We start from the raw sequence: 21,585 nt of genomic DNA, 5'->3' as shown, positions 1-21,585 counted from the left end.
TTCCGCCTATGGGGTAAACTCCTATCTGGTCAATATCTTGTGGTCGCGCTACCACTATACCGAACCAAAGGAGAACCTCATGTCAAAACAGGCAGAATATCGCTTTAGCGAGCTTGATCTCGATGCATTCGCAACCTTCACGGGCCGTGTGGCCATTGTGGCTGGCCTTGATGGCGGGCTTGGCAAAGACGGCCGCCGCATCAGTCGCCTCACCAAGGGCGCGCTCAAGCGTCTTGTCGAGAGCGAGCGCTTTGAAAAAGCCGCCGAGGGCGATGTGATCAGCATGGGCTACCCTGCTGGCATGGAGGCCGAGGCTGTTGACGTGGTCAAACTCACCCGCACAGCCAAACCCGACATGGCCCGCAAAGCTGGCGTTGCTCTGGCGAAGGTGAAGGGCAAAGCGGCACTCACTTTGAGCCTTGGCAATATGCCACGCTCAAGCGATATCATCCTCGGGCTTGCGCTGCGCATGTATGAGTTCACCCCGCACAAAACCGCCGACACCACAAACGAAGGCGCTGTCTTGGTGATCTGCCCCAAACCCGCCGAACTTGAAGCCGCCTGCGCAACACCGCTGGCCATCGCCCGTGGCGTTCATTTCAGCCGTGACTTGGTGAACGAACCTGCGAATGTGCTGACAACCACCGAGTTCGCCAACCGTTTGGAAGCGCTCTCTTCAGTCGGGCTTAAAGTCAAAGTGCTGGAAGAAGACGAACTCGCCAAACTCGGCATGCACAGCCTTCTCAGCGTCGGATTCGGTTCTGCTTCTCCTTCAAAAGTTGTGGTGATGGAGTGGCTTGGCGGTGAAAAGGGTGCGGCACCTGTGGCGCTTGTCGGCAAAGGCGTGGTGTTTGACACGGGCGGTATCAGCCTTAAACCAGCCGCCGGCATGGAAGACATGACAATGGACATGGGCGGCGCGGGCACGGTTGCCGGCACCATGCAGTCACTCGCCGAACGCAAAGCCAAAGCCAACGTCATCGGCATCGTCGGTCTTGTCGAGAATATGCCAAGCGAGCGCGCCACACGCCCCGGGGATGTGGTCAAATCCATGAAGGGTGACACCATCGAGGTGATCAACACCGACGCTGAAGGCCGCCTCGTTCTTTGCGACATCATGTGGTATATTCAAGAGACATACAAACCTGCCGCGATGGTTGATCTGGCGACACTCACAGGCGCAGTTGTGATCGCTCTGGGCCACGAAAACACCGGTGTGTTCGCCAATGACGACGGCTTCTGCAACAGCTTCCTGAAAGCCGCAGCAGCCGAGGGGGAGGGCGCTTGGCGTCTGCCGCTCGGCAAGGGCTATGACGAGCAGCTCAAAAGCCGCATCGCGGATGTGAAAAACGTTGGCGGACGGCCCGCAGGTTCATGCACTGCCGCGGCGTTTTTGCACCGTTTCGTGCAAGAGGGCACGCCCTGGATCCACCTTGATATCGCCGGCACAGCGAGCCTGAAGGCAGAGTCGCCTTATGCGCCCGTCGGAGCAACAGGCTGGGGCGTCATGGCGCTCAACCGGATGATCGCCGACAACTACGAGACCGTTGAAGCAGAGGCCTAGGCACATGGGTAAGGCGATGTTCTACCACCTCACGCAGCGTCCGCTGGAGGCTGCCTTGCCGCAGCTTCTTACGGCCTCGCTTGGCCGTGGTTGGAACGTCGCTGTCCGTGGCCCTGACCCCGCGCGCCTGAGCTGGCTCGACGAGCGGCTCTGGCAAGGCGCCCCCGACAGCTTTCTGCCCCACGGAATTGCAGGCGGGCCGCACGACACAGAGCAGCCCGTGCTCCTGACAACAGGCGAGGCGAGCAACCAGGCCACGGTTCTTATGACCATCGACGGTGCCGAGGTTTCTGCCGATGAAGTCAATGCCTATGAGCGCACCTGTGTTCTTTTCAACGGCTTTGAAGAGCACGCTGTCGCCCAGGCCCGCACCCAGTGGAAAGCCCTCACAAGCGCGGGCTGCGCGGCTGAATACTGGTCAGAAGAAAGCGGCCGCTGGGAAATGAAGGCCGAGAGCGCGGCAAGCTAAGCCAGCAACGCCGCAAGCCCCTCCGGCGCGGCATCAGAGGCCTCAAGCACCAAAGCGCGGCCCTGATCAACCTCCTGCTCAAAGGGCGCAACCAATGTGCCCGCCTCAAGGGCCGCAGCAACCAAGACACGATGCCCAAGCAAGACGCCATAGCCTGCAACAGCATCGGCAAGGGCCATTGCATAAAGCGAATACCCTGCGCTTTGTTGGTTTTGGTGCGTCTCAAAACCCACGGCTTGCGCCCAAACGTCCCAGTCCTCTTGCCAGCTTTCGTCCTGTAGCAGCACCTCGTTGCGCAAGTCTTCGGGGGCTTGGAGCCGCGCGGCCACTTCGGGCGCACAAACCGGCAGCAAAGCGTCGTCCGCGACAACAACCTCACCGGCCTGTCCACTTGGTTCGCGCAGAAACAAGCTGCATTCAAACGCCGTGCGGGTTAGGTCGGGCGGTGTTTCAAGCGCATAAACCGACAGGCTGATCTCTCCCAATGCCGATCTAAGAGCAGGCAGACGCGGCTGCAACCACAGCTGCGCAATGCTGGGCAAAGTGGCGAAGTTGAGCACCCGCTTGGGGTTGAACCGCTTAAGCATGTTGCCCGCTTCAGCCAAGGCGTCAAACCCGCGGGTGAGCGGCACTGAAAGCGCGCGGCCTTCCACCGTCAGAACAACGCCCTGCGCGCGGCGCTCAAACAGGCGGGCATTCGCCCAGCTCTCTAGCGTCTTGATCTGTTGGGAAACTGCGCCAGCAGTGACCGAGAGTTCACTCGCAGCTGCGGTGAAACTGCCCAACCGCGCTGCCGCCTCAAAAGCGCGCAAGGCGTTAAGCGGCGGCCCCTTAGGGCGGGGTGGCGATACGCTCATTTTTTCTACCCTTAGATTTTCTAAAGCTAACTTAGCACCCTTCTGGTTTGCGGCAAGCGCAAGTCTGGGCCAATCTTTGGTCAACACAGCAAAGGACAGAGCAATGACACTAGCCAAACGAGACTGGGTGCCCGCAAACAGCGAGGCCCTCGTGCAACGGATATCAAACCAGACGGCCACGCAGACGGCAAGCGGGCTGCTTTCGCGCTTGGAGCAACTTGCCGAGGACAACAAACGTATCCACGAGCTTGAGTGCTTTAACCTCAACCCCGCGACCAACGTGATGAACCCGCGCGCAGAAGCGTTGCTGAGTTCGGGCATCGGCTCGCGCCCCTCGCTTGGCTATCCGGGTGACAAATACGAAATGGGGCTGGAGGCGATCGAGGAGATCGAAGTCATCGCAGCGGCACTCGCGGCAGAAGTGTTCGATGCCAGGTTTGCCGAAGTGCGCGTGCCCTCTGGCGCGATCGCCAACCTTTATGCCTTCATGGCGACTTGCAAACCGGGCGATACCATTATCGCGCCACCCGCGAGCATCGGCGGCCATGTCACCCACCACGCCGCAGGGTGTGCGGGGCTTTACGGATTGCGTTCCCTGCCGGCTCCGGTGCTGGCCGACGGCTACACCGTCGATGTCGCTGCGCTGCGCGTGCTGGCAAAGGCCGAAAAGCCCAAACTGATCACCCTTGGCGGCTCGCTCAATCTGGTTGAACACCCCGTAGCTGAAGTGCGCGAGATTGCCGATGACGTCGGCGCGAAACTGCTGTTTGACGCGGCCCACCAATGTGGGATCATCGCTGGCAAAGCTTGGCGAAACCCGTTGAGCGAAGGTGCCCATTTGATGACAATGAGCACTTACAAAAGCCTCGGCGGGCCTGCAGGCGGGCTGATAGTCAGCAATGACGCCGAGATGGCCGAGCGGCTGGATGCCATCGCCTTTCCTGGCATGACAGCTAATTTTGATGCGGCCAAGACGGCGGCACTTGCAGTGACCATGCTCGATTGGCGCGACTTCGGGCAGGCCTATGCGGCGCAGATGATCGCCTTGAGTCAGCGGCTGGCAGAGGAACTGGCGGAGCTTGGGCTGAAGGTGTTTACGAGCGGCGGCAGTGCCACGCAGTCACACCAGTTCGCGCTTGAAGCCGCACCCTTTGGCGGTGGGCAGGCGGCGTCAAAGACCCTGCGCAAGGCCGGTTTTCTGGCCTGCGGCATCGGCCTGCCGATTGACGAGGTTGCCGGGGACATGAACGGGCTGCGCCTTGGCACGCCCGAGCTGGCGCGTTGGGGGATGACTGTCGAGGATATGCCGCGAATGGCGGGGTTGATTGCCCGCGGGCTGAGGGGCAATGATGCTGACGCATTGGCCGCGGAAGTGTCGGCGTGGCGTGGAACGTTTGAGAAGATTCACTTTGTGCATGGGTAGTTTCCCGCGCTGCGCGCGCGACTCAGGCGGGGGCGTTGCCCCCGCACCCCCAGGATATTTGCACCAAGAAAAAGTAGGGCAGGTTTGTTAACCAAATGATCGGTGTGAAACTGTCTGCACGCATTATGCACTGTGGTATGCACTGCAGTATGCACGCGAGTCACAGGGCGGTTTCTGGTGTTAACCTTGTTGAACGCAGCCTTAACGGTTTAGATACCAAGCCTGTCGCGCATGGCATACCATGTCATTGCGAGGGTTAGGAGCGGCGTGCGAAACGCGGGCCCACCGGGGAACGGGCTTGTTGGGATCTTGGCCATGATGTCAAAGCTCTCGGCTTGGCCTGCGACGGCATCGGCCATCAGTTTTCCAGCGTGGGTTGCGGTTCCGACGCCATGGCCGGAGTAGCCTGAAGCTGACAGTATGTTTGGGCCAAACCGTGCTAGATAGGGCAGGCGGTTGATCGTTATGGCAAGAGTTCCACCCCATGTGTGGGTGAACTTAACATCTTGAAGATGTGGGAAAATTTCGGCCATAGGTTTGCGCACGGTCTTGTCGATGTCGGGGAATTTGTAGCCGTAGCTTTCACCGCCGCCAAAGAGAAGACGCTTGTCGGCGGAGAGGCGAAAATAGTTCACCACGAATTTGCTATCGGCCACCGCGACATCTTTGGAAAGCACCTTTGCGGCATCGTCGCCCAAGGGCTCGGTTGCGGCGATGAAATTGTTGATCGGCATCACGCGGCCCGCGACGCGCCGGTTGAGGCCGCCCAAGTATCCGTTGCAAGCGAGAATCAGATGCCTGGCGCGAATGCGGCCCGTATCGCAACGGATTGTTAAGGTGTCACCCTCTACAATATTGTGCACATGGGTGTTTTCATAAAACGTGACGCCAGCGGCTTCACAGGCTTTTGCGAGCCCGAGTGCGTAGTTGAGCGGGTGCAAATGGGCGGCGCCCATGTCAAGGGATCCGCCTTTGTAGCGTGGAGAAGGGCAGATTGTGTGTAGTTCATTGGCGTCGAGAGGCTTGATTTGATCATAGTTATAGCGGGTTTGGAGGTGTTCGACATAGGCGTGCTCATGCTGCATCTCGCGCGCGCTAAAACAGGCATGGGCGATGCCAGGCTTTAAGGCGCAGTCAATTTTATGTTTTGAAATCAGATCTTTAACGAGAGTTTTTGCCTCTTCGGCAAGGTGCCAAAGCTTCATGGCATCAGCGTCGCCAACGAGCTTTTCGAGCGTGTCCTGCTCGGCACGCTGGCCTGATCCGAGCTGACCGCCGTTGCGGCCGGAGGCACCAAAACCCGCGCGGTGAGCCTCAACCAAGGCGACTTTGTAACCGCGTTCTGCGAGGTGCAATGCAGCCGAGAGGCCGGTGTATCCTCCGCCGACAACGCAAACATCGGCTTCTGCATCACCGCGCAATTGCGCATGCGGTTCACGCGGGTGAGCCGTTGCTGCATACCAGCTGTCAGGGAAGGCCCCCTGTGTGTCGTTGCTGTAAAGAAGGTTCATACGTTCAGCAGCAAATGCTCGCGTTCCCAAGGGGAGATCACGCCCAAAAACTCTTCATACTCAGCACGTTTGACGATCGAATAGACTCGCGCAAACTCTGGGCCGAGCATGTCGTGAAGCGCTTTGCTTTCGTCAAACAGATCAAGCGCAGCGCCCATTTCACGGGGGATATCCTCGTCACCGGCATAGGCGTCGCCTTTGAATTGCTTGTCGGGGCGCTCTTCCTGTTGAATGCCGATCAGCCCGCAGGCCAATGACGCCGCGATCCCGAGGTAGGGGTTGCAATCCATGCCAGCGAGCCGGTTCTCAACGCGGCGCGCTTCGGGGCCAGAAAGCGGGACGCGAATGCCGGTTGTGCGGTTGTCACGCCCCCACTCAAGGTTGATAGGGGCGGCGTGATCGCGCACATATCGCCGGTAGGAATTGACGTAAGGAGCCATCACCGCGATGGCTGCTGGCATATGGTTTTGCAGGCCGGCAATAAATTGAAAAAACGCATCGGTTTCGCCGCCTTGGGGGCCGGAAAAGATGTTCTGGCCAGTTTCGATATCAAGCACCGAGTGGTGAATATGCATCGCCGAGCCAGGCTCGTCGGCAATTGGCTTGGCCATGAATGTGGCGTAACAATCATGCCTTAATGCAGCCTCACGGATCAGCCGCTTAAAGTAGAAAACCTCGTCAGCAAGCTTGACCGGATCACCATGCACAAGGTTGATCTCGAGCTGCCCTGCGCCACCTTCTTGGGTAATTCCGTCGATTTCGAAACCCTGCGCTTCGGCAAAGTCGTAGATGTCGTCAATGACGGGGCCAAACTCGTCAACGGCCGTCATGGAATAGGCTTGCCGTGCGGCGGCAGGCCGCCCTGACCGGCCCATCATTGGCTCGATCTTCTTGGCAGGATCAAGGTTTCGTGCCACCAGAAAGAACTCCATTTCTGGTGCGACAACAGGCTTAAGCCCTTGCTTCCGGTAAAGCTCGACAACCCGTTTGAGCACGTTGCGCGGGGCAAATTCGATCGGGTCTCCCATACGGTCATAGGCGTCGTGGATGACTTGCAATGTCCAGTCACCTGTCCAGGGCGCAGCTGTGGCTGTGCTCATATCGGGCCTCAAAATCATGTCTCGCTCAATGAACCCGCCATCTCCTGCGGCTTCACCCCAACCACCTGTTATTGTTTGGTAAAATATTGAATCAGGCAGGTGGAAATACTCTTGGCGGCTAAATTTTTTAGCCGGAACAGCTTTACCGCGGGCGATGCCGGGCAAGTCGGAAACGATGCATTCGACCTCGTCAAGCCGGCGGCCTTCCAGATAGGCCGCTGCACTTTCGGGCAGTTTTTTCATCCAGGTGTCAGTCATGATCGGTCTCCGCGGTTTGCTTTTTCCAAGTGAGCGATCATCAATTCGCCAAACTTGTCGCTTTGGGTTGGTGATCCAAGGTTCTCACGGGCAGATTTGACCAGAGCGTCAGGGACGGTGCCGCTGCGATACTTGATCAGCCCGTCGATCACATCAGCGGTAAACTCGGGGTGAGGCTGGATCGTTAGAATTGTGCCGTCGATCAGCAACGCTGCATTGGCGCAAAACGCGTTCGATCCGATCACTTCCGCGCCCTCTGGCAGATCGACAACCTGGTCTTGATGCCAAGCGTTCAACGACATGTTGGCACCGTTAATCGTGTAGTCATGCCGTCCAATGGCCCACCCGCCACTGAACTTTTCTACTTTTCCTCCAAGGGCTTGAGCAATGATCTGGTGACCAAAACAAACGCCGATCATCGGCAAACCAAGAGCTTTGATATCACGGATCAGAGCTTCGAGCGGTGGGATCCAAGGATGATCTTCGTAGGCGCCGTGCTTGGAGCCTGTTATGAGCCAGGCGTCTGCGTCCTGAGGCCCGCTAGGGAAGATGCCTTCTACGACGTTGAAAGTAATGAACTCGTATCCGCGCGCGCCCAAAAGGCTGCGAAACATATCATCATAGTCGCCTTGCTCGTCACGGATTTCGTCAGGGGCATGGCCAGTTTGTAGTATGCCAATTTTCATCAGGGTCACCTATTTGATCAAATTTACGCTAACGCGCCTTTTCCACTCTGGCAAGTAGAGGTTTAAGCCGTTTCAAGATAGGTTTTCCAGACATCTTCAGGCTCGATTTGGGCAAGTAAGCGCATTTCTTGTCGCTTTGTCATAACGAGGTTCTCGATCAGAAGCGGATGGAAGATACGCTTGATAGCGGCATCGTTCTCAAACTGGTGGATGGCATCGGCCCAGCTTGTCGCTAGTTGCGGATGATCTTCCTCATAGGCGTTTCCAGCGATCGGCGCGGGGGCCAAAGCTTCTCGTTCGATGCCATCAATGGCCGCACCCAAGACAGCCGCGAGGTGCAGATACGGGTTGATGTCACCTCCAGCGAGGCGGTGTTCAATGCGGCGCGCTTGCGGCGGTCCGGCAGGGATGCGCAGGGCTGCGGTGCGGTTTTCATAGCCCCAGCAGATTGCCGTTGGTGCATGAGCACCGGGCACCATGCGGTCGTAGCTTGGGCCATGTGGTGCGAAGATCAGAGTCGAGGCTGCCATCGCTTCGAGGCATCCTGCGACGGCATTCAACAGCGTGGCATTGCCCAACTCGCTGCCATCATCAAAGATGTTGTTTCCCTCAGCATCAACGACTGAAAAGTGCACATGAAGACCTGTGCCTGCATCGTCTGCAAAGGGTTTTGCCATGAATGTTGCCGCCATATCATTCTGGCGTGCGAGGCCTTTTACCAAGGCCTTGAAGAGCCATGCATTGTCAGCGGCCTCAAGCGCATCACGGTGATCAATGTCGATCTCGAATTGCCCGATTCCCGCTTCGGCAATAGCTGACTGAGCCGGTATGCCCATTTCATCGCAAGCCTGATAGAGTTGATCAAAGAAGCTTTCGAATGCGTCGAGTTCAGCGAGCGACAATACCTCAGTGTTTTCAAGTGGACGGCCGGTCTGCGGGTGACTTACAGGGCCAAGTCCCTTCTGGTCATCCACCAGATAGAACTCCATCTCGGTGGCGGCACGCACTTGCCATCCGCGTGCGGCATAGCGCTCAAGAACCCGCTCAAGGGCGCGGCGCGGATCACCTTCAAAAGGGCTTTCGTCTTCATTGAGCATGGTTGCGGGCACCAAGGCGGCATCAGACGACAGCCAAGGCATCGGCAACGCCCCACGGCCCGTCGGCATGAGAAACCCATCTGCGTCGCCGCTCTCAAAAACCAGCGGGCTGTCTTCAATGTCAGCCCCCCAAATGTCAACATTGAGCGCTGAAACGGGCATGCGTACCGCTCCCTTTTCGACTTTGTTCGCAAACTCGGTTGGCAAGCGTTTTCCGCGCATTTGCCCGTTGAGATCGCAGGCTGCTATTCGAAGAGACGTGTAGTCGAAGGTCATGTGACACCGGAATTTGATCAAATTTTGTGGCAACTTGCCAGATGCCATTGCCTCTGCCAAGGGGTTTGATTGGATCAAGGGCGAAAACTGCCTATTGTGAGGCGGCCTGTTGTCGGGCAAGCGCGCTGTCGCGGTCGGAAACGCCCAGCAAATTGGCAACCATGCGCATCAAAACATCTTCATGTGTGTCGCGGGTGTTGTCGGCAAGCACGACCGACCACATGGTTTGAAGCACGGCCTGGCGTTCGTCATATGGCACGGCTTCCTTGATCACGCGCGTGAAGCGGACGGTGTCGGGGGCCTCGGCCTCAAGCAATTCAGCTTCTGCTCGCAAGGCCATTGCGGCACTCTTATCAAGGCCGTATCGGGCTTGGCTTATTGCGTCGATACGGAGTTTTTCAACTTCAGCATAGTCATGGTCAGCGCGTGCAATCCGCACCAATACTGCGATCATGGCAAGGCGGGCATCCTCGTCACGAGGGCTGTCTTCGGTTGTTCCCAGAAGTCTGTCAAACAGGCCTTTGATCATTTGTTTGCTTTCTTCGTGAGGCCTTTGAGCAACTTTTTGTCTAGCCCGAGTGCATTGCAGGCGGCGTCGATAACGCTTTGTTCCTCGGGTTTTTCAACGCCATCTGCCAGCATGACATCGTGCATTGCTTGCAGGGTCTTTATGCGCTCGGGCTCGGGGACATTGTCGTGGATCAACTGTGCAAAACGGTCGGTATCGGGAGCTGCGGCTTCAAGTTTCTCACTGGTTGCGCGCATCTTTGCGGCCTCAACAGGATTGAGCGAAAACACCTCAGCCAGCAGCAAGTCGATCCGTGATATCTCTTCAACTCTGTAAGTATGATCGGACTTCGCAACGCGCACCAAAAGAGCTGCCAAAGCAAGTTGCGCATCGGGCTCGGGGAGGGGCTCTGAAGACGGTTTGTGAAACAACTGGGTGAAACGCTCAATCAGATCCATACTAACCCTCATATCCTTCAATAATCACCATATCTCCTTGTGAAATAGGGTCGCGAATGCTTTTTGCGGCTTGGTATCCCTCCGAACGATAGCAGGCATAGGCTGCTTCAATGGTCGGAAATTCGATGACCACCGTGCGCATTTTGACGGCCCCTTCCTGCACTTCTTGGGCCCCGCCACGCACGATGAACCTTGCGCCGAATTCCGCGAAGGGAGCTGCATTGGCGGCGACATATTTCTGGTAAACTTGTGGGTCTTTCACGTCAACATGCGCGACCCAGTAACCCTTTGGCATTTGTCTCTCCCTCAATATCTGCCTTAAGCTCGGCTTAAACTGCGGCGGCGTCAAGCGAACGCATGGTGAAAACCACGCGAAGGCCATGTTTTCTCCCAAATAATGTCGCAGGTGTGGGCTACAAAACGACAAACTGGCTGCCAACTATAAAGAGACATTATGACTGCTCAACAAGATCGTCTGAAGCTACTCTATAGTCACAATTCAAAGCTCGCACGGATAAAACGCGCGACGCCTTTGGCGCTTGAAAAGTTGCTATTTGAGGCCGACTGGCAGCAAGTGCCGTTGCCGGTTCTGGAGTGGGCCACCTCGCGCAAGGGCGTGCGTTTGACGGCTGCTTTGCAGAGCTTCATCAACGCGGACCCGATGCGCTTTAACTACTTGCACAAAAATGAAGTTCCGCAGGAGTTTCGGGCGATGTGCCGTCTCCTTGATGCTCTGTGCCTCAGGATCAACTCGGGCTTTTTTGACAGCGAACACCCCCTCAAACTGGCTGATAGACCAGTCGGGTTTGACAACTGGTTGTCCTGTCAACAGCTTGACAAAGCAGCGGGGAAAGTGGGGCGTTGGGTGATCCGGGAACGCGTTTTGACTGTGCCGGCGTCACGACCTCCTGTGCTTCCCTTTGCAGAGCTGACAAGCCCCGTGCCGAACCGGATGAAGATCTGCGCAGATTGGCGTCAGGAGCTTCGCAAAGTGGCAAAACAGCGGTTTCAGACCCTAGCTGGCGGGGACTTAAACCAAGCGTGAAGTCTCAACCGCGGCGCGCACAAAGTCAGCGAACAACGGGTGCGGCGCGAAGGGCTTTGATTTGAGCTCGGGATGAAATTGCACACCGATAAACCAAGGGTGATCTTTCCACTCAACGATCTCGGGCAGGCTGCCATCTGGGGACATTCCGGAGAAGTGCAGACCGTGTTTTTCAAGCTGATCGCGATACTTCACATCGACTTCGTAGCGATGACGGTGACGCTCCTCAATCGCAGTGCCGCCGTAAATTTCGGCCACTTTCGAGCCCTCTGAAAGCGTTGCGTCATAGGCCCCGAGACGCATTGTTCCGCCCTTGTCGTCATTGGCTTTTCGGGTGACTTTGTAGTTGCCTTGCACCCATTCTTTCAGGTGGTAAACCACTGGTTCAAAACGTTTTTTTCCAGCTTCGTGGTCAAACTCTTCTGATCCGGCATCTTTGATGTTGGCCACATTTCGGGCGGCCTCGATCACTGCCATTTGCATGCCCAAGCAGATGCCAAGGTAGGGCACTTTGCGCTCGCGAGCGAATTGCGCAGCTTTGATCTTGCCTTCGGTTCCGCGCTCGCCAAAGCCACCGGGAACCAGGATCGCGTGATACCCTTCGAGGTGTGGTGCGGCATCGCCTTTGTCGAATACTTCAGCGTCAACCCACTCAACATTTACTTTAACGCGGTTGGCCATGCCGCCATGCATCAGTGCTTCCTTGATCGACTTATAGGCGTCTTCAAGCTGCGTATACTTGCCAACAATCGCCACGTTCACTTCCCCGTCGGTGTTGGTGATCCGGTCTTTAACGTCTTCCCAAACTTTCAGTTCGGGTTTGGGCGCGGGGCTGATTTGAAAGGCATCCAAAACCGCCTGATCAAGACCGACATAGTGATAGGCGAGGGGCGCTTCATAGATCGACTTGAGATCATAAGCCGGAATGACAGCCTCGGGGCGCACGTTGCAGAAAAGGGCAATCTTGGCGCGCTCTTTTTCCGGGATAATCTGCTCCGAGCGACAGACCAAAACATCTGGCTGCAAACCGATCGAGCGAAGTTCCTTTACCGAGTGTTGGGTTGGTTTTGTTTTCAATTCGCCCGAAGCAGCAAGGTAAGGCAAAAGTGTTAAGTGCATGAAAATGCACTGTCCGCGGGGTCGATCTTGGGAAAATTGACGAATCGCTTCAAAAAACGGCAGGCCTTCGATATCGCCCACGGTGCCGCCAATTTCGCAGAGCATGAAGTCGACTTCATCATCGCCAACATCAAGGAACTCCTTGATTTCATTGGTAACGTGCGGAATGACCTGAATGGTTTTGCCCAAGTAGTCGCCGCGACGCTCCTTTTCGAGCACGGTTGAGTAGACACGGCCCGAGGAAACGCTGTCGGTGTTGCGCGCGGCGACGCCGGTGAAGCGCTCGTAGTGGCCCAGATCAAGGTCGGTTTCGGCGCCGTCATCGGTGACAAAAACCTCGCCGTGCTCGAACGGTGACATGGTGCCCGGATCGACGTTCAGATAGGGGTCAAGTTTGCGCAAACGCACGGAAAAACCACGGGCTTGCAGAAGCGCTCCGAGAGCCGCCGACGCGAGGCCTTTGCCAAGAGATGAGACAACACCACCGGTGATAAAGATGTAACGTGCCATGGTGTGAACCCCCGTGATTTACGCGCGCAGAAACGCTCAAAAATGCCATGAGCGGAGCGAAAAACTGCGCATCATCACGGGATTTGAGCAATAGTAGATTCGTCTTGGTTTGGCAATGGAAACGCAACATAATGTTGTGAATTCGTTCTCAGTGCCAAGCTGTAGTGGTCAAATAGGGCCTAGTCGGCTGTCGGAACCAGCGGTGCATCTTCGCCCTGGCTTGGGGGAAGGAGCGCATCAGCAGGAGTGTCAGCTAACGCAGGTTCGGGAACTGAAACGTCGCTCAGGCGGTCGATCACCGAGCCGCCAGCTGATTTCTGAGCCGCCAGAATTGTCAGTGAAATCGAGGTGCAGATAAAGGCGATCGCGAGGATCCATGTGACCTTGCCAAGTGCGGTTGCTGCGGCACGGCCCGTTGCTGCGCCGCCACCGCCGCCCATGCCCAGCCCACCGCCTTCGGAACGCTGCATAAGCACCACGCCAATAAGCGCGAGAGCGAGAAGTAGGTGGACGATGAGAACGACGTTTTCCATGCGGTATTCAAGCCTTCAATCTGGTTGGCTGGTATGTAGGCGAAAGGCTTTGCCCCTGCAACCCGTGTTGTTAAGATTAAGCTGGCGTGCGCTGCGTTGACGTTAACCTTTTGAGCAAAAATCCCGCTGTGACTCGCGTGCATACCGCAGTGCATAAACATATGCATAATGCGTGCAGACAGGTTTGGGCGCAAAAGCCGCGTTAACGATTGACGGGTGGATCTGTGTTTAGTCGTCAATATCGTCCATATCAGCCTGCCCTGAGAGGCTTCGGCGCACATGCGACCAACTGAGGCCAACGCCGAGCACCAAAGAGAGGGCGATGATGCCGAGCCAAGTGTTTGTCTGCGCGTTGTCAAGCGACAACCAGCCATAATCAAGTAGCACCCAGAGCAACGCAGCGACGAGGGCGAGGACAAGCAACATGCCGAACAAGCCGATCGAGCGCAGGGTGGCGCGCAGGTAGATGATGTAGCCGATCAGCAGCAAGAGGCCAAACAGAACAGAGAGCGCCATTTGCTCGCTCCAGTTTGCTTGCACCCATTTGGCGTAGTTCCACTCAGTCGGATTGAAAGTTGCGGTGAGAAGACCAAGCGCGGCCAGCCAGCGTAAAATGAACCCCATGATGCACTCCTTGTTCACACGGTTTTGCCCGTCGCTGGCGGCTTTGTCTAGGGGCGGGTGATGAGCGCAAGCGCCCCTGACAGCGCCAGGGCAAAGTCTAGCCCCGAGGCGACGGTGCGGGTGATGTTCCAGACCTGCCAGGTTGGCGAGTAGTCACCCCAGATTGCTTGTGCTGCGGCGAGCGCGCAATCTTGCTTAACAGAGCGGCAGCGGCAGAGCCTTCGGGCGAACTTGGGCAAGTGCTCTCGGAAGGGGGGCGTGAAACGGTGCAGCCGCTGTTTGCAGAAATCATGCAGCCATTGGCGCAAGAGCACGGGCAGAATGCAGCGCAGCTGACAGGGTGGTTTCTCGGCTTGCGGGTCGGTGATATGCAAATCAAACGGGTGATTGAGGTAATGCCCGAGCTGACCGAAACCGAGCTTAACGCGCGTGTTCAAGGCGCATTGCAGGCGTTTGGCAAGCTGCTGAAGGACGAAAGCTAAAGACCTGCGCGCATCATCTCGCGGATCTTCACGGCTTTCTCGAAGTGATCGAGCTTATGGGTCTTGATCCACCATTCGGCCACGTCCATGAGCGCCTCGGGATCGGTGTTCTTGTTGGCGAAGAAGGCATAGAACGACAGGCCGACGGCTTCACCTTTCTGGGCGATCTTGGCGTTGCAAACGCTGATGGCGTGGTCTCTGAGGCTTTGTCGCATCCGGGGGTGTTAGCTTCTTTATGGGCGCGCCGCACCTGAATAATGCGCCCTCTGATGCGCCCTGCGGCAGTTTAGCGGTTTCGCCCGTGGGCGCAGCGCGATATACGAGCACGGGTTTGACTCGTAAAACCCTGAAACTTGAGAGGCTAATATGGCGAACGTAGTGGTTGTCGGCGCACAATGGGGCGACGAAGGCAAAGGCAAGATTGTTGACTGGCTGTCTGAGCGTGCTGATGTGATCGCGCGCTTTCAGGGCGGGCATAATGCGGGCCACACGCTTGTTATTGATGGCAAGGTTTACAAGCTACATGCGCTGCCGAGCGGCGTTGTGCGCGGCGGCAAGCTGTCGGTGATCGGCAACGGTGTTGTGCTTGATCCTTGGCATTTGCTGGGCGAAATCGAAACCATCGAGGCGCAAGGCGTTGCTATCAACCCCGAGAACCTGATGATCGCGGAAAACACGCCGCTTATCTTGCCGATCCACGGCGAGCTTGACCGCGTGCGCGAGGAAGCCGCGAGCAAAGGCACCAAGATCGGCACCACGGGCCGCGGCATTGGGCCGGCTTATGAAGACAAGGTCGGGCGGCGCTCGATACGTGTTGCCGACTTGGCCGATGAGGCCACGCTTGAAGCGCGTGTTGATCGTGCATTGCAGCACCATAACCCGCTGCGCCGCGGCCTCGGCTTTGACGAGATTGACCGTGATGCGCTGATTGCGCAGCTTAAAGAAATCGCGCCGAAGATTTTGCCATTTGCCGCACCGGTTTGGAAAGTGCTGGCCGAGAAGCGTAAGGCGGGCAAGCGCATTTTGTTTGAAGGTGCACAGGGCGCGCTGCTGGATATCGACTTTGGCACATATCCGTTTGTGACAAGCTCAAACGTGATCGCAGGCCAAGCGGCGACGGGTGTCGGCCTTGGGCCAACGGCGATTGATTATGTGCTGGGCATTGTGAAGGCTTATACGACACGCGTGGGCGAGGGGCCTTTCCCGACCGAACTTGATGATGCTGACGGGCAAATGCTTGGCGAGCGCGGGCACGAGTTTGGCACCACCACGGGCCGCAAACGCCGTTGCGGCTGGTTTGATGCAGCCCTTTTGCGCCAGACCTGCGCAACTTCGGGCATCACCGGCATTTGCCTCACCAAGCTTGATGTTTTGGACGGGTTTGAGACACTAAAAATCTGCGTGGGCTACGACTTGGACGGGAAGCGGCTTGATTACTTGCCGACAGCGGCGGATGCGCAGGCGCGTTGCACGCCGATCTATGAAGAGATGGACGGCTGGTCAGAAAGCACAGAAGGCGCGCGCTCATGGGCGCAGCTTCCGGCTCAGGCGATTAAGTATGTACGTCGCGTAGAAGAGCTTATCGAATGCCCTGTGGCGCTGGTTTCTACCAGCCCCGAGCGTGAAGATACCATCCTTGTCACTGACCCGTTTGCGGATTGATCATTGATGTTTGACAAGCTTTCATATGGTGCGCGGCGTTGGCTTGTGGTGCTGCTTCTTGTGGTCGGTATGCCGCTTTACATCATTCTCTGTGTGGGGCTCGTTGGCTTGATGGTCACTTACATTGGCCGCCCGCCGATCTTGATCGAATTTGCGCTTTATGTGGTGCTCGGGGTTGTCTGGGTGTTTCCGTTCAAGGGGCTGTTCAAGGGGATTGGCAAACCCGATCCCAACGCGGAGCCGATTGTCTGGGACGACGAGCGCTAGAGCAGTCTATTCGCAAGCAGAAGATTGCGCTGCCTTACGGCATCGCGGTGGGGCGGGGGCTGGCTGAAAGCCAGCCCCCGCCCTCGGGCGACGTGCGAAGCACGGCGCAAAACCTGAACAGCTGGTTCGTGGTTCTTGTGTGCGAATTTGGATATTTGAACCAAGAAAAAGGCCAGCCTTACGCGTGAGCTTTAACGGTTTGCTTGCGGGGGCGGAGGGGGGCTGGTAAGGCTGCGTGAACTCGATGAAAATCATCGGATACTGCATGAGGCAAGCGTGGTGCAACAGGTTCCGAGGCTCGAAATTCGCAATGTGACACGCGCGTTTGACGGGCGGATTGTGGTTGATGATGTTTCGTTGAGCATCCAGCCGGGGCAGGTGACGTGTTTGCTTGGGCCTTCTGGCTGTGGCAAGTCCACGACTTTGCGGATGATCGCCGGTGTTGACGAGCAAGACAGCGGCGAGATTTACGTTGATGGCCAGCTGATTTGCGACACTGTTTTTCGGGTTCCACCGGAGCGGCGGCAGATTGGTTTGATGTTTCAAGACTTCGCGCTGTTCCCGCATTTGAGCGTGGCGCAGAATGTCGGTTTCGGGTTGAAAGGCAGCGGGGCGGACAAGGCACTTAGGGTGCGCGAGTTGCTAGAGCGGGTTGGCCTTGCGCGCTTTGAGCGCGCCTATCCACACGAGCTTTCGGGCGGCGAACAGCAGCGGGTTGCTTTGGCGCGCGCGCTTGCCCCGAGGCCACGCATTATGCTGATGGATGAGCCTTTCTCCGGCCTTGATAACCGATTGCGCGATGAGATTCGTGACGAGACGCTGGATGTGTTGAAGCAGGAAGACACCGCCGTTTTGCTGGTGACTCATGAGCCGGAAGAAGCCATGCGTATGGCCGACGAGATTGCGCTGATGCGTGAGGGGCGGATTGTGCAGCAGGGCGCGCCTTATAATATTTACAACGCGCCGAAAGACAGAGGTGCGGTTGAGTTTTTTAGTGATATCAACGTATTGCGGGGCATTGTGCGCGGCGCTTTGACAGAAACGCCTTTTGGGCAGTTCCTTGCGCCGGGGGTGCCTGACGGGCAGGAGGTTGAGATTATCATTCGGCCGCAGCACGTTAAAGTCGACTTTGACAGAGGCGGGCGCGGGCCGAACCCGACCGCGACTGACGGCACCCCGGCACGCGGTGTTGTTGAGCGCGCGCGGTTCATGGGCAGCGAGAGTCTGGTTGAGTTTCGCATGGATCACGACGGCTCCAAGCTGCTTGTGACTGTTCCGAATGTATTTCTGCCAAATCTTGGTACTGTGCTTTGGCTGACCATCCGACGCGACCGCTGCTTTGTGTTTCCGGTCACGACATGACGCGGGTTCTGATATTGGCTGGCGTTGGTGAGGCGCTGGCGATCGAGCAGGCGCTTGATGCCGCTGGTGTGAAGCTAGTGGTTGATCCTGCGCAGGCCGAGGCAGTGCTTGATGCGGGACACCCCTTTGACCACGTTGTGAGTGCCAAGGTGCAGCAAGAATCTGCGGCTTTGGGTGTGGCATATGCGCGGTTTTTGCGGCCCGAGTGGCCTCGGCTGGCTGGGGACAACTGGGTTGATCTGGGCAGTGAGGCGGAGGCGGCAGAGCATGTTGAACGCGGTTCTGTGGTGTTTGTCGCCACGGGGCGCGAAGGGCTTGAAGCCTATGCGAACCTGCCTGGCTGCGAGGTGATCGCGCGCCAGATTGGTGAGGCCAGCGGTGATTTTCCGTTTGATGGCGGGCGCTATTTGGTTGGGCATCCGCCCTTTACGGTTGAGGGCGAGGTGGCACTGTTCAAGGAACTTGGCATTGACTGGCTGATCCTGCGCAATGCGGGTGGCGAGGGCGCTAAGGCGAAGCTTGATGCGGCGCGTGAACTTGGCCTGAAAGTCGGGATGATCCGCCGCCCGGAGCCGCCCGGGGGGCTGGTGTTTGACAGTGTCGAGGCTGTGGTGAACTGGGCGAAGAGCTTGATATGAGCGAGCGCATTATCACCTCAGATGCTTGTGTGCATGAGGGAGCAGAGGCGCTTGCGGCAAAGCACCCGATCTTGCGAGAGGCCTTTGCGGCGACGGGGCCATTGCCTTTGCGACTTAAGCCTGCGGGGTTTGCGCAGCTGCTCAACGCGATTGTCGGCCAGCAAGTGAGTGTCGCCAGCGCCAATGCGATCTGGGGCAAGCTTGTGGCGGCTGGCCTGACCTCGGAAGCACCTATCTTGGCGCTCAGCGAGGAAGAGTTGCGTGCGCAGGGGCTGAGCCGCCAGAAGGCGAAGTATGCACGGGCTTTGGCTGCGGCGGCGATAGATTATGAGGCGCTTGCCGGGTTGAGCTCGGATGAGGTGATCAAGATGCTCACCGCCGTGCAGGGCATTGGCACATGGACGGCAGAGATCTACGCGATGTTCAGCCTCGGGCGCGCCGATGTGTTTGCGCATGGCGACTTGGCCTTGCAGGAAGCGGCGCGCGCGCTATACGGCCTTGCGGAGCGACCCAAGGAGAAGCAGATGCGCGAAATGGCTGAAGCTTGGTCACCTTGGCGCTCGGTTGCGGCGCGTATTCTTTGGGCCTATTACAAGCAGATGAAAAACAGGGAAGGGATCAGATGACACGCGCATTACAAGCGACACGCCGCGAGCCGGTATCGGGAAGCACACGATCAGTTGTTGTGTTTTTGCACGGCTACGGCGCCAACGGGGCTGACTTGTTGGGGCTGGCTGATCCGCTCGGTGAGCACCTGCCTGACACGCTGTTCATAGCGCCCGATGCGCCGGAGGCCTGCGCCGGTGCGCCGATGGGCTTTCAGTGGTTTCCTATTGCCTGGATCGACAACTCTTCCGAGGAAGAATCAGAGCGTGGAATGCGGGCGGCGGCCGAGGATTTGAACGCCTTTCTTGACGGCATTTTGGTCGATGAAGACTTGCTGCCAGAGCAGATGGTGCTGTTCGGATTTAGCCAAGGCACGATGATGGCGCTGCAAGTGGCCCCGCGCCGCGAGGATGAAGTCGCGGGTATTATCGCCTTTTCGGGGCGGCTATTGGCGCCTGAGTTGCTCAAGGACGAAGCCGTGTCAAAACCGCCTGTTTTGCTGGTGCATGGGGATGCTGACGATGTGGTGCCGCCGCAGTCACTGCCCGAGGCCGCCGAAGCGCTGCAAGAGGCTGGTTTCAAAGAGGTTTTTGCCCACATCATGAAGGGCACAGCCCACGGAATTGCCCCTGATGGATTGTCGGTTGCTCTGGCGTTTATGCGCGACAAGCTGAGCCTGTAAAAGCGGCCCGAAAGAGGCCTGAAAATGTGAGCGCGTTCTGAGTAAGGTCAGGGCGCGCTTTTTCGTGTATCCCCTTGATAAATTAACCCTTTCTTAACTCGAGCGTTCGCTCCTCGGGCAAGTCTCTTGTGCGAAAACGCAGCTCTGCCTAGCGTTATGAAGCTGCACAGATGTCGCGAGATTTCTGCATGTCGGGCGGAGGTAACACCCACATGAGGCACTGACAGTATGAATGAACTGACCCCTGATGTCGCGGCGATGCAGATCGCCCAATCTGTCGCGGCATTGAAGCAGGAAATGGGCGCTTTGACGATTGACTTATGTGCGCTGCGCGAGCGGCTCAAAGCCGGAGACAAGCTGGCTGGCGTAACCGCGCAGCTCGAAGATGTGACGCAGTGGATCACCATTGCACAGGAAATGGAGCACCGTTTTGAGACAGATAGCAGACACAGTAGCCGAGCAGATGCGCGACATGCAGAGCTTGACCTTGACGCCGCCCGCGCTGACATCGGGCGCAAGTTGGATCGCCTCAGAGCCGCTGGCTGTCCAGAGAGCGTTTCTTGACGGGCTGGAGCAAATCGAGCTGCTTGCACTGCCATTTTTGTTCGAGTTCTGGGCGATGCCACACCAGCTCGCCCCTGAAGGAGACTGGCGCACATGGGTGATCATGGGCGGGCGCGGTGCGGGGAAAACCCGCGCTGGTGCCGAGTGGGTGCGCATGCAAGTTGAAGGAGCGGGGCCGCAGGATGCGGGCGCGTGTCAGCGCATCGCTTTGGTTGGCGAAACGGTTGATCAGGTGCGCGAGGTGATGATCTTTGGCGAGAGCGGCATTCTGGCGTGTTCGCCTCCCGACAGGAGGCCCGAGTGGCAAGCCGGGCGCAAGCAGCTTGTTTGGCCCAACGGTGCGATTGCTCAGGTGTTTTCTGCGCATGACCCTGAAAGCCTGCGTGGCCCGCAGTTTGACGGCGCTTGGGTTGACGAGCTGGCCAAGTGGAAGAAGGCCCGTGACACTTGGGACATGCTGCAATTTGGCCTGCGTCTGGGCGATGATCCGCGTGTATGTGTGACAACGACACCGCGCAACATTGGCCTGCTCAAAGAGCTGCTTGAGCGGCCCGCGACGGCTGTGACACAGGCCCCGACCGAGGCCAATAAAGCCAATCTTGCCAAGGGGTTCCTGGAAGAGGTGCAGGCGCGCTACGCCGGCACACGCCTTGGACGACAAGAGCTTGATGGTGTGCTGGTTGACGAGGCCGAGGGCGCGCTTTGGACGCCGAAGACCCTGACCGCTGTGCAGGCTGAAAAGCTGCCGGATTTCAGCCGCATCGTCGTCGCGGTTGACCCGCCGGTGAGCGGCAAGGCGAGCTCGGATGCTTGCGGCATTATTGTTGCGGGTGTGGTCGCCGAGGGGCCGGTGCAGGATTGGTGCGCTTACGTGCTCGAAGACGCCACAGTGCAGGGCGTGAGCCCCGACACATGGGCGCGCGCGGCTGTCGCGGCGATGGAACGCTGGGGGGCAGAAAAGCTTGTTGCCGAGGTGAACCAAGGCGGTGATCTCGTGGAAGAGGTGATCCGGCAGGTTGATGCCTTGGTGCCGCTTAAGAAAGTGCACGCCAGCAAGGGCAAAACGGCGCGGGCCGAGCCGGTTGCGGCGCTCTATGAGCAGGGGCGCGTTCGCCACGCGCGGGGCTTAAGCGAACTTGAAGACGAGATGAGCCAGATGACGCTGCAAGGCTTTGAAGGCAAAGGCAGCCCCGACCGCGTTGATGCGCTGGTTTGGGCGCTTAACGAGTTGATGATTGCGCCGGCAGCGAAGTGGCGCCGCCCGCAGGTGCGAACGCTGTAGTT

25 protein-coding genes are annotated in these 21,585 nt (G+C 57.8%); 13 read left to right on the top strand and 12 right to left on the bottom strand.

Going from position 1 to position 21,585, the window contains the following annotated elements:
- Positions 1-79 precede the first annotated feature (79 nt).
- Complete coding sequence (locus KO498_RS13195; RefSeq protein ID WP_215960342.1) at positions 80-1,564, top strand: leucyl aminopeptidase; 1,485 nt, start codon at positions 80-82, stop codon at positions 1,562-1,564.
- A 4-nt stretch (positions 1,565-1,568) separates the two neighbouring features.
- Positions 1,569-2,033 (top strand): DNA polymerase III subunit chi, encoded by a 465-nt coding sequence (locus KO498_RS13190; protein WP_215960341.1) that lies wholly within the window; start codon positions 1,569-1,571, stop codon positions 2,031-2,033.
- On the opposite strand, the gene KO498_RS13185 is transcribed toward KO498_RS13190, so the two are convergent.
- On the bottom strand, positions 2,030-2,890 hold the full coding sequence (locus tag KO498_RS13185; protein WP_215960340.1) for a LysR family transcriptional regulator: 861 nt from the start codon (positions 2,888-2,890) through the stop codon (positions 2,030-2,032). The two genes, KO498_RS13190 and KO498_RS13185, sit on opposite strands and share 4 nt — an antisense overlap.
- 103 nt (positions 2,891-2,993) lie before the next feature.
- On the opposite strand from KO498_RS13185, the gene glyA reads away from it, so the two are divergent.
- Positions 2,994-4,313 (top strand): serine hydroxymethyltransferase, encoded by a 1,320-nt coding sequence (gene glyA / locus KO498_RS13180; RefSeq protein WP_215960339.1) that lies wholly within the window; start codon positions 2,994-2,996, stop codon positions 4,311-4,313.
- A gap of 209 nt (positions 4,314-4,522) precedes the next feature.
- Here glyA and KO498_RS13175 read toward each other — a convergent pair whose 3' ends face one another.
- The 7 genes from KO498_RS13175 to KO498_RS13145 all read right to left on the bottom strand — a co-directional run bounded on the left by KO498_RS13175 (position 4,523) and on the right by KO498_RS13145 (position 10,502).
- The gene (locus KO498_RS13175; protein ID WP_215960338.1) at positions 4,523-5,824 is read right to left on the bottom strand and encodes an NAD(P)/FAD-dependent oxidoreductase; all 1,302 of its coding nucleotides are present in this window, start codon (positions 5,822-5,824) and stop codon (positions 4,523-4,525) included.
- Positions 5,821-7,182, bottom strand: a complete 1,362-nt coding sequence (locus tag KO498_RS13170; protein ID WP_215960337.1) for a glutamine synthetase family protein — start codon at positions 7,180-7,182, stop codon at positions 5,821-5,823. The genes KO498_RS13175 and KO498_RS13170 overlap by 4 nt, the downstream gene beginning before the upstream one ends.
- Positions 7,179-7,868, bottom strand: coding sequence for a type 1 glutamine amidotransferase (locus tag KO498_RS13165; RefSeq protein ID WP_215960336.1), 690 nt, complete (start codon positions 7,866-7,868; stop codon positions 7,179-7,181). Before KO498_RS13165 ends, KO498_RS13170 begins: the two co-directional genes overlap by 4 nt.
- Before the next feature lie 62 nt (positions 7,869-7,930).
- Positions 7,931-9,241, bottom strand: a complete 1,311-nt coding sequence (locus KO498_RS13160; protein ID WP_215960335.1) for a glutamine synthetase family protein — start codon at positions 9,239-9,241, stop codon at positions 7,931-7,933.
- 91 nt (positions 9,242-9,332) lie between these two features.
- Positions 9,333-9,770: a TerB family tellurite resistance protein gene (locus KO498_RS13155; RefSeq protein ID WP_215960334.1), complete on the bottom strand. Its 438-nt coding sequence runs from the start codon at positions 9,768-9,770 to the stop codon at positions 9,333-9,335.
- Positions 9,767-10,207, bottom strand: a complete 441-nt coding sequence (locus KO498_RS13150; protein ID WP_215960333.1) for a TerB family tellurite resistance protein — start codon at positions 10,205-10,207, stop codon at positions 9,767-9,769. Before KO498_RS13150 ends, KO498_RS13155 begins: the two co-directional genes overlap by 4 nt.
- Position 10,208: 1 nt before the next feature.
- The gene (locus KO498_RS13145; RefSeq protein WP_215960332.1) at positions 10,209-10,502 is read right to left on the bottom strand and encodes a DUF1330 domain-containing protein; all 294 of its coding nucleotides are present in this window, start codon (positions 10,500-10,502) and stop codon (positions 10,209-10,211) included.
- Positions 10,503-10,661: 159 nt separating this feature from the next.
- Here KO498_RS13145 and KO498_RS13140 point away from each other — a divergent pair, with 159 nt between their 5' ends.
- Positions 10,662-11,252 carry a hypothetical protein gene (locus KO498_RS13140; RefSeq protein ID WP_215960331.1) on the top strand — a complete coding sequence of 197 codons (591 nt, stop codon included), beginning with the start codon at positions 10,662-10,664 and terminating at the stop codon, positions 11,250-11,252.
- On the opposite strand, the gene KO498_RS13135 is transcribed toward KO498_RS13140, so the two are convergent.
- From KO498_RS13135 to KO498_RS13125, 3 genes are all read right to left on the bottom strand, one after another.
- The gene (locus KO498_RS13135) at positions 11,238-12,881 is read right to left on the bottom strand and encodes a CTP synthase (RefSeq protein ID WP_215960330.1); all 1,644 of its coding nucleotides are present in this window, start codon (positions 12,879-12,881) and stop codon (positions 11,238-11,240) included. The genes KO498_RS13140 and KO498_RS13135 overlap by 15 nt on opposite strands.
- 179 nt (positions 12,882-13,060) lie before the next feature.
- Positions 13,061-13,414, bottom strand: coding sequence for a preprotein translocase subunit SecG (gene secG / locus KO498_RS13130; protein WP_215960329.1), 354 nt, complete (start codon positions 13,412-13,414; stop codon positions 13,061-13,063).
- Positions 13,415-13,642: 228 nt separating this feature from the next.
- Positions 13,643-14,038, bottom strand: coding sequence for a DUF6524 family protein (locus KO498_RS13125; RefSeq protein ID WP_215960328.1), 396 nt, complete (start codon positions 14,036-14,038; stop codon positions 13,643-13,645).
- A 191-nt stretch (positions 14,039-14,229) separates the two neighbouring features.
- On the opposite strand from KO498_RS13125, the gene KO498_RS13120 reads away from it, so the two are divergent.
- Positions 14,230-14,520 carry a hypothetical protein gene (locus tag KO498_RS13120; RefSeq protein ID WP_215960327.1) on the top strand — a complete coding sequence of 97 codons (291 nt, stop codon included), beginning with the start codon at positions 14,230-14,232 and terminating at the stop codon, positions 14,518-14,520.
- Here the strand turns inward: KO498_RS13120 and KO498_RS13115 are convergent.
- Positions 14,517-14,735 carry a DUF6500 family protein gene (locus KO498_RS13115; protein ID WP_215960326.1) on the bottom strand — a complete coding sequence of 73 codons (219 nt, stop codon included), beginning with the start codon at positions 14,733-14,735 and terminating at the stop codon, positions 14,517-14,519. The two genes, KO498_RS13120 and KO498_RS13115, sit on opposite strands and share 4 nt — an antisense overlap.
- A gap of 151 nt (positions 14,736-14,886) precedes the next feature.
- Here KO498_RS13115 and KO498_RS13110 point away from each other — a divergent pair, with 151 nt between their 5' ends.
- From KO498_RS13110 to KO498_RS13075, 8 genes are all read left to right on the top strand, one after another.
- Positions 14,887-16,182, top strand: coding sequence for an adenylosuccinate synthase (locus tag KO498_RS13110; RefSeq protein WP_215960325.1), 1,296 nt, complete (start codon positions 14,887-14,889; stop codon positions 16,180-16,182).
- 6 nt (positions 16,183-16,188) lie between these two features.
- A complete protein-coding gene (locus KO498_RS13105; protein ID WP_215960324.1) occupies positions 16,189-16,449 on the top strand; it encodes a DUF2842 domain-containing protein in 261 nt (86 codons plus the stop codon).
- 279 nt (positions 16,450-16,728) lie between these two features.
- Positions 16,729-17,811 carry an ABC transporter ATP-binding protein gene (locus tag KO498_RS13100; protein WP_436835935.1) on the top strand — a complete coding sequence of 361 codons (1,083 nt, stop codon included), beginning with the start codon at positions 16,729-16,731 and terminating at the stop codon, positions 17,809-17,811.
- Entirely contained in the window at positions 17,808-18,449 is a 642-nt protein-coding gene (locus KO498_RS13095) for a precorrin-6A/cobalt-precorrin-6A reductase (RefSeq protein ID WP_215960322.1), read from the top strand. Before KO498_RS13100 ends, KO498_RS13095 begins: the two co-directional genes overlap by 4 nt.
- Positions 18,446-19,075 (top strand): DNA-3-methyladenine glycosylase family protein, encoded by a 630-nt coding sequence (locus KO498_RS13090; protein ID WP_215960321.1) that lies wholly within the window; start codon positions 18,446-18,448, stop codon positions 19,073-19,075. Before KO498_RS13095 ends, KO498_RS13090 begins: the two co-directional genes overlap by 4 nt.
- On the top strand, positions 19,072-19,737 hold the full coding sequence (locus KO498_RS13085) for an alpha/beta hydrolase (protein ID WP_215960320.1): 666 nt from the start codon (positions 19,072-19,074) through the stop codon (positions 19,735-19,737). The genes KO498_RS13090 and KO498_RS13085 overlap by 4 nt, the downstream gene beginning before the upstream one ends.
- Positions 19,738-19,965: 228 nt before the next feature.
- Complete coding sequence (locus KO498_RS13080) at positions 19,966-20,301, top strand: hypothetical protein (protein ID WP_215960319.1); 336 nt, start codon at positions 19,966-19,968, stop codon at positions 20,299-20,301.
- Positions 20,210-21,583 (top strand): DNA-packaging protein, encoded by a 1,374-nt coding sequence (locus KO498_RS13075; RefSeq protein WP_215960318.1) that lies wholly within the window; start codon positions 20,210-20,212, stop codon positions 21,581-21,583. Before KO498_RS13080 ends, KO498_RS13075 begins: the two co-directional genes overlap by 92 nt.
- Positions 21,584-21,585: the final 2 nt, after the last annotated feature.

Origin of the sequence: Lentibacter algarum (assembly GCF_018860975.1) — a bacterium.
In the GTDB taxonomy this organism is placed as follows: Bacteria; Pseudomonadota; Alphaproteobacteria; order Rhodobacterales; family Rhodobacteraceae; genus Lentibacter; species Lentibacter algarum_A.
Note: the sequence above shows the minus strand (reverse complement) of the source record. Positions and strands in the feature narration are given on the sequence as shown.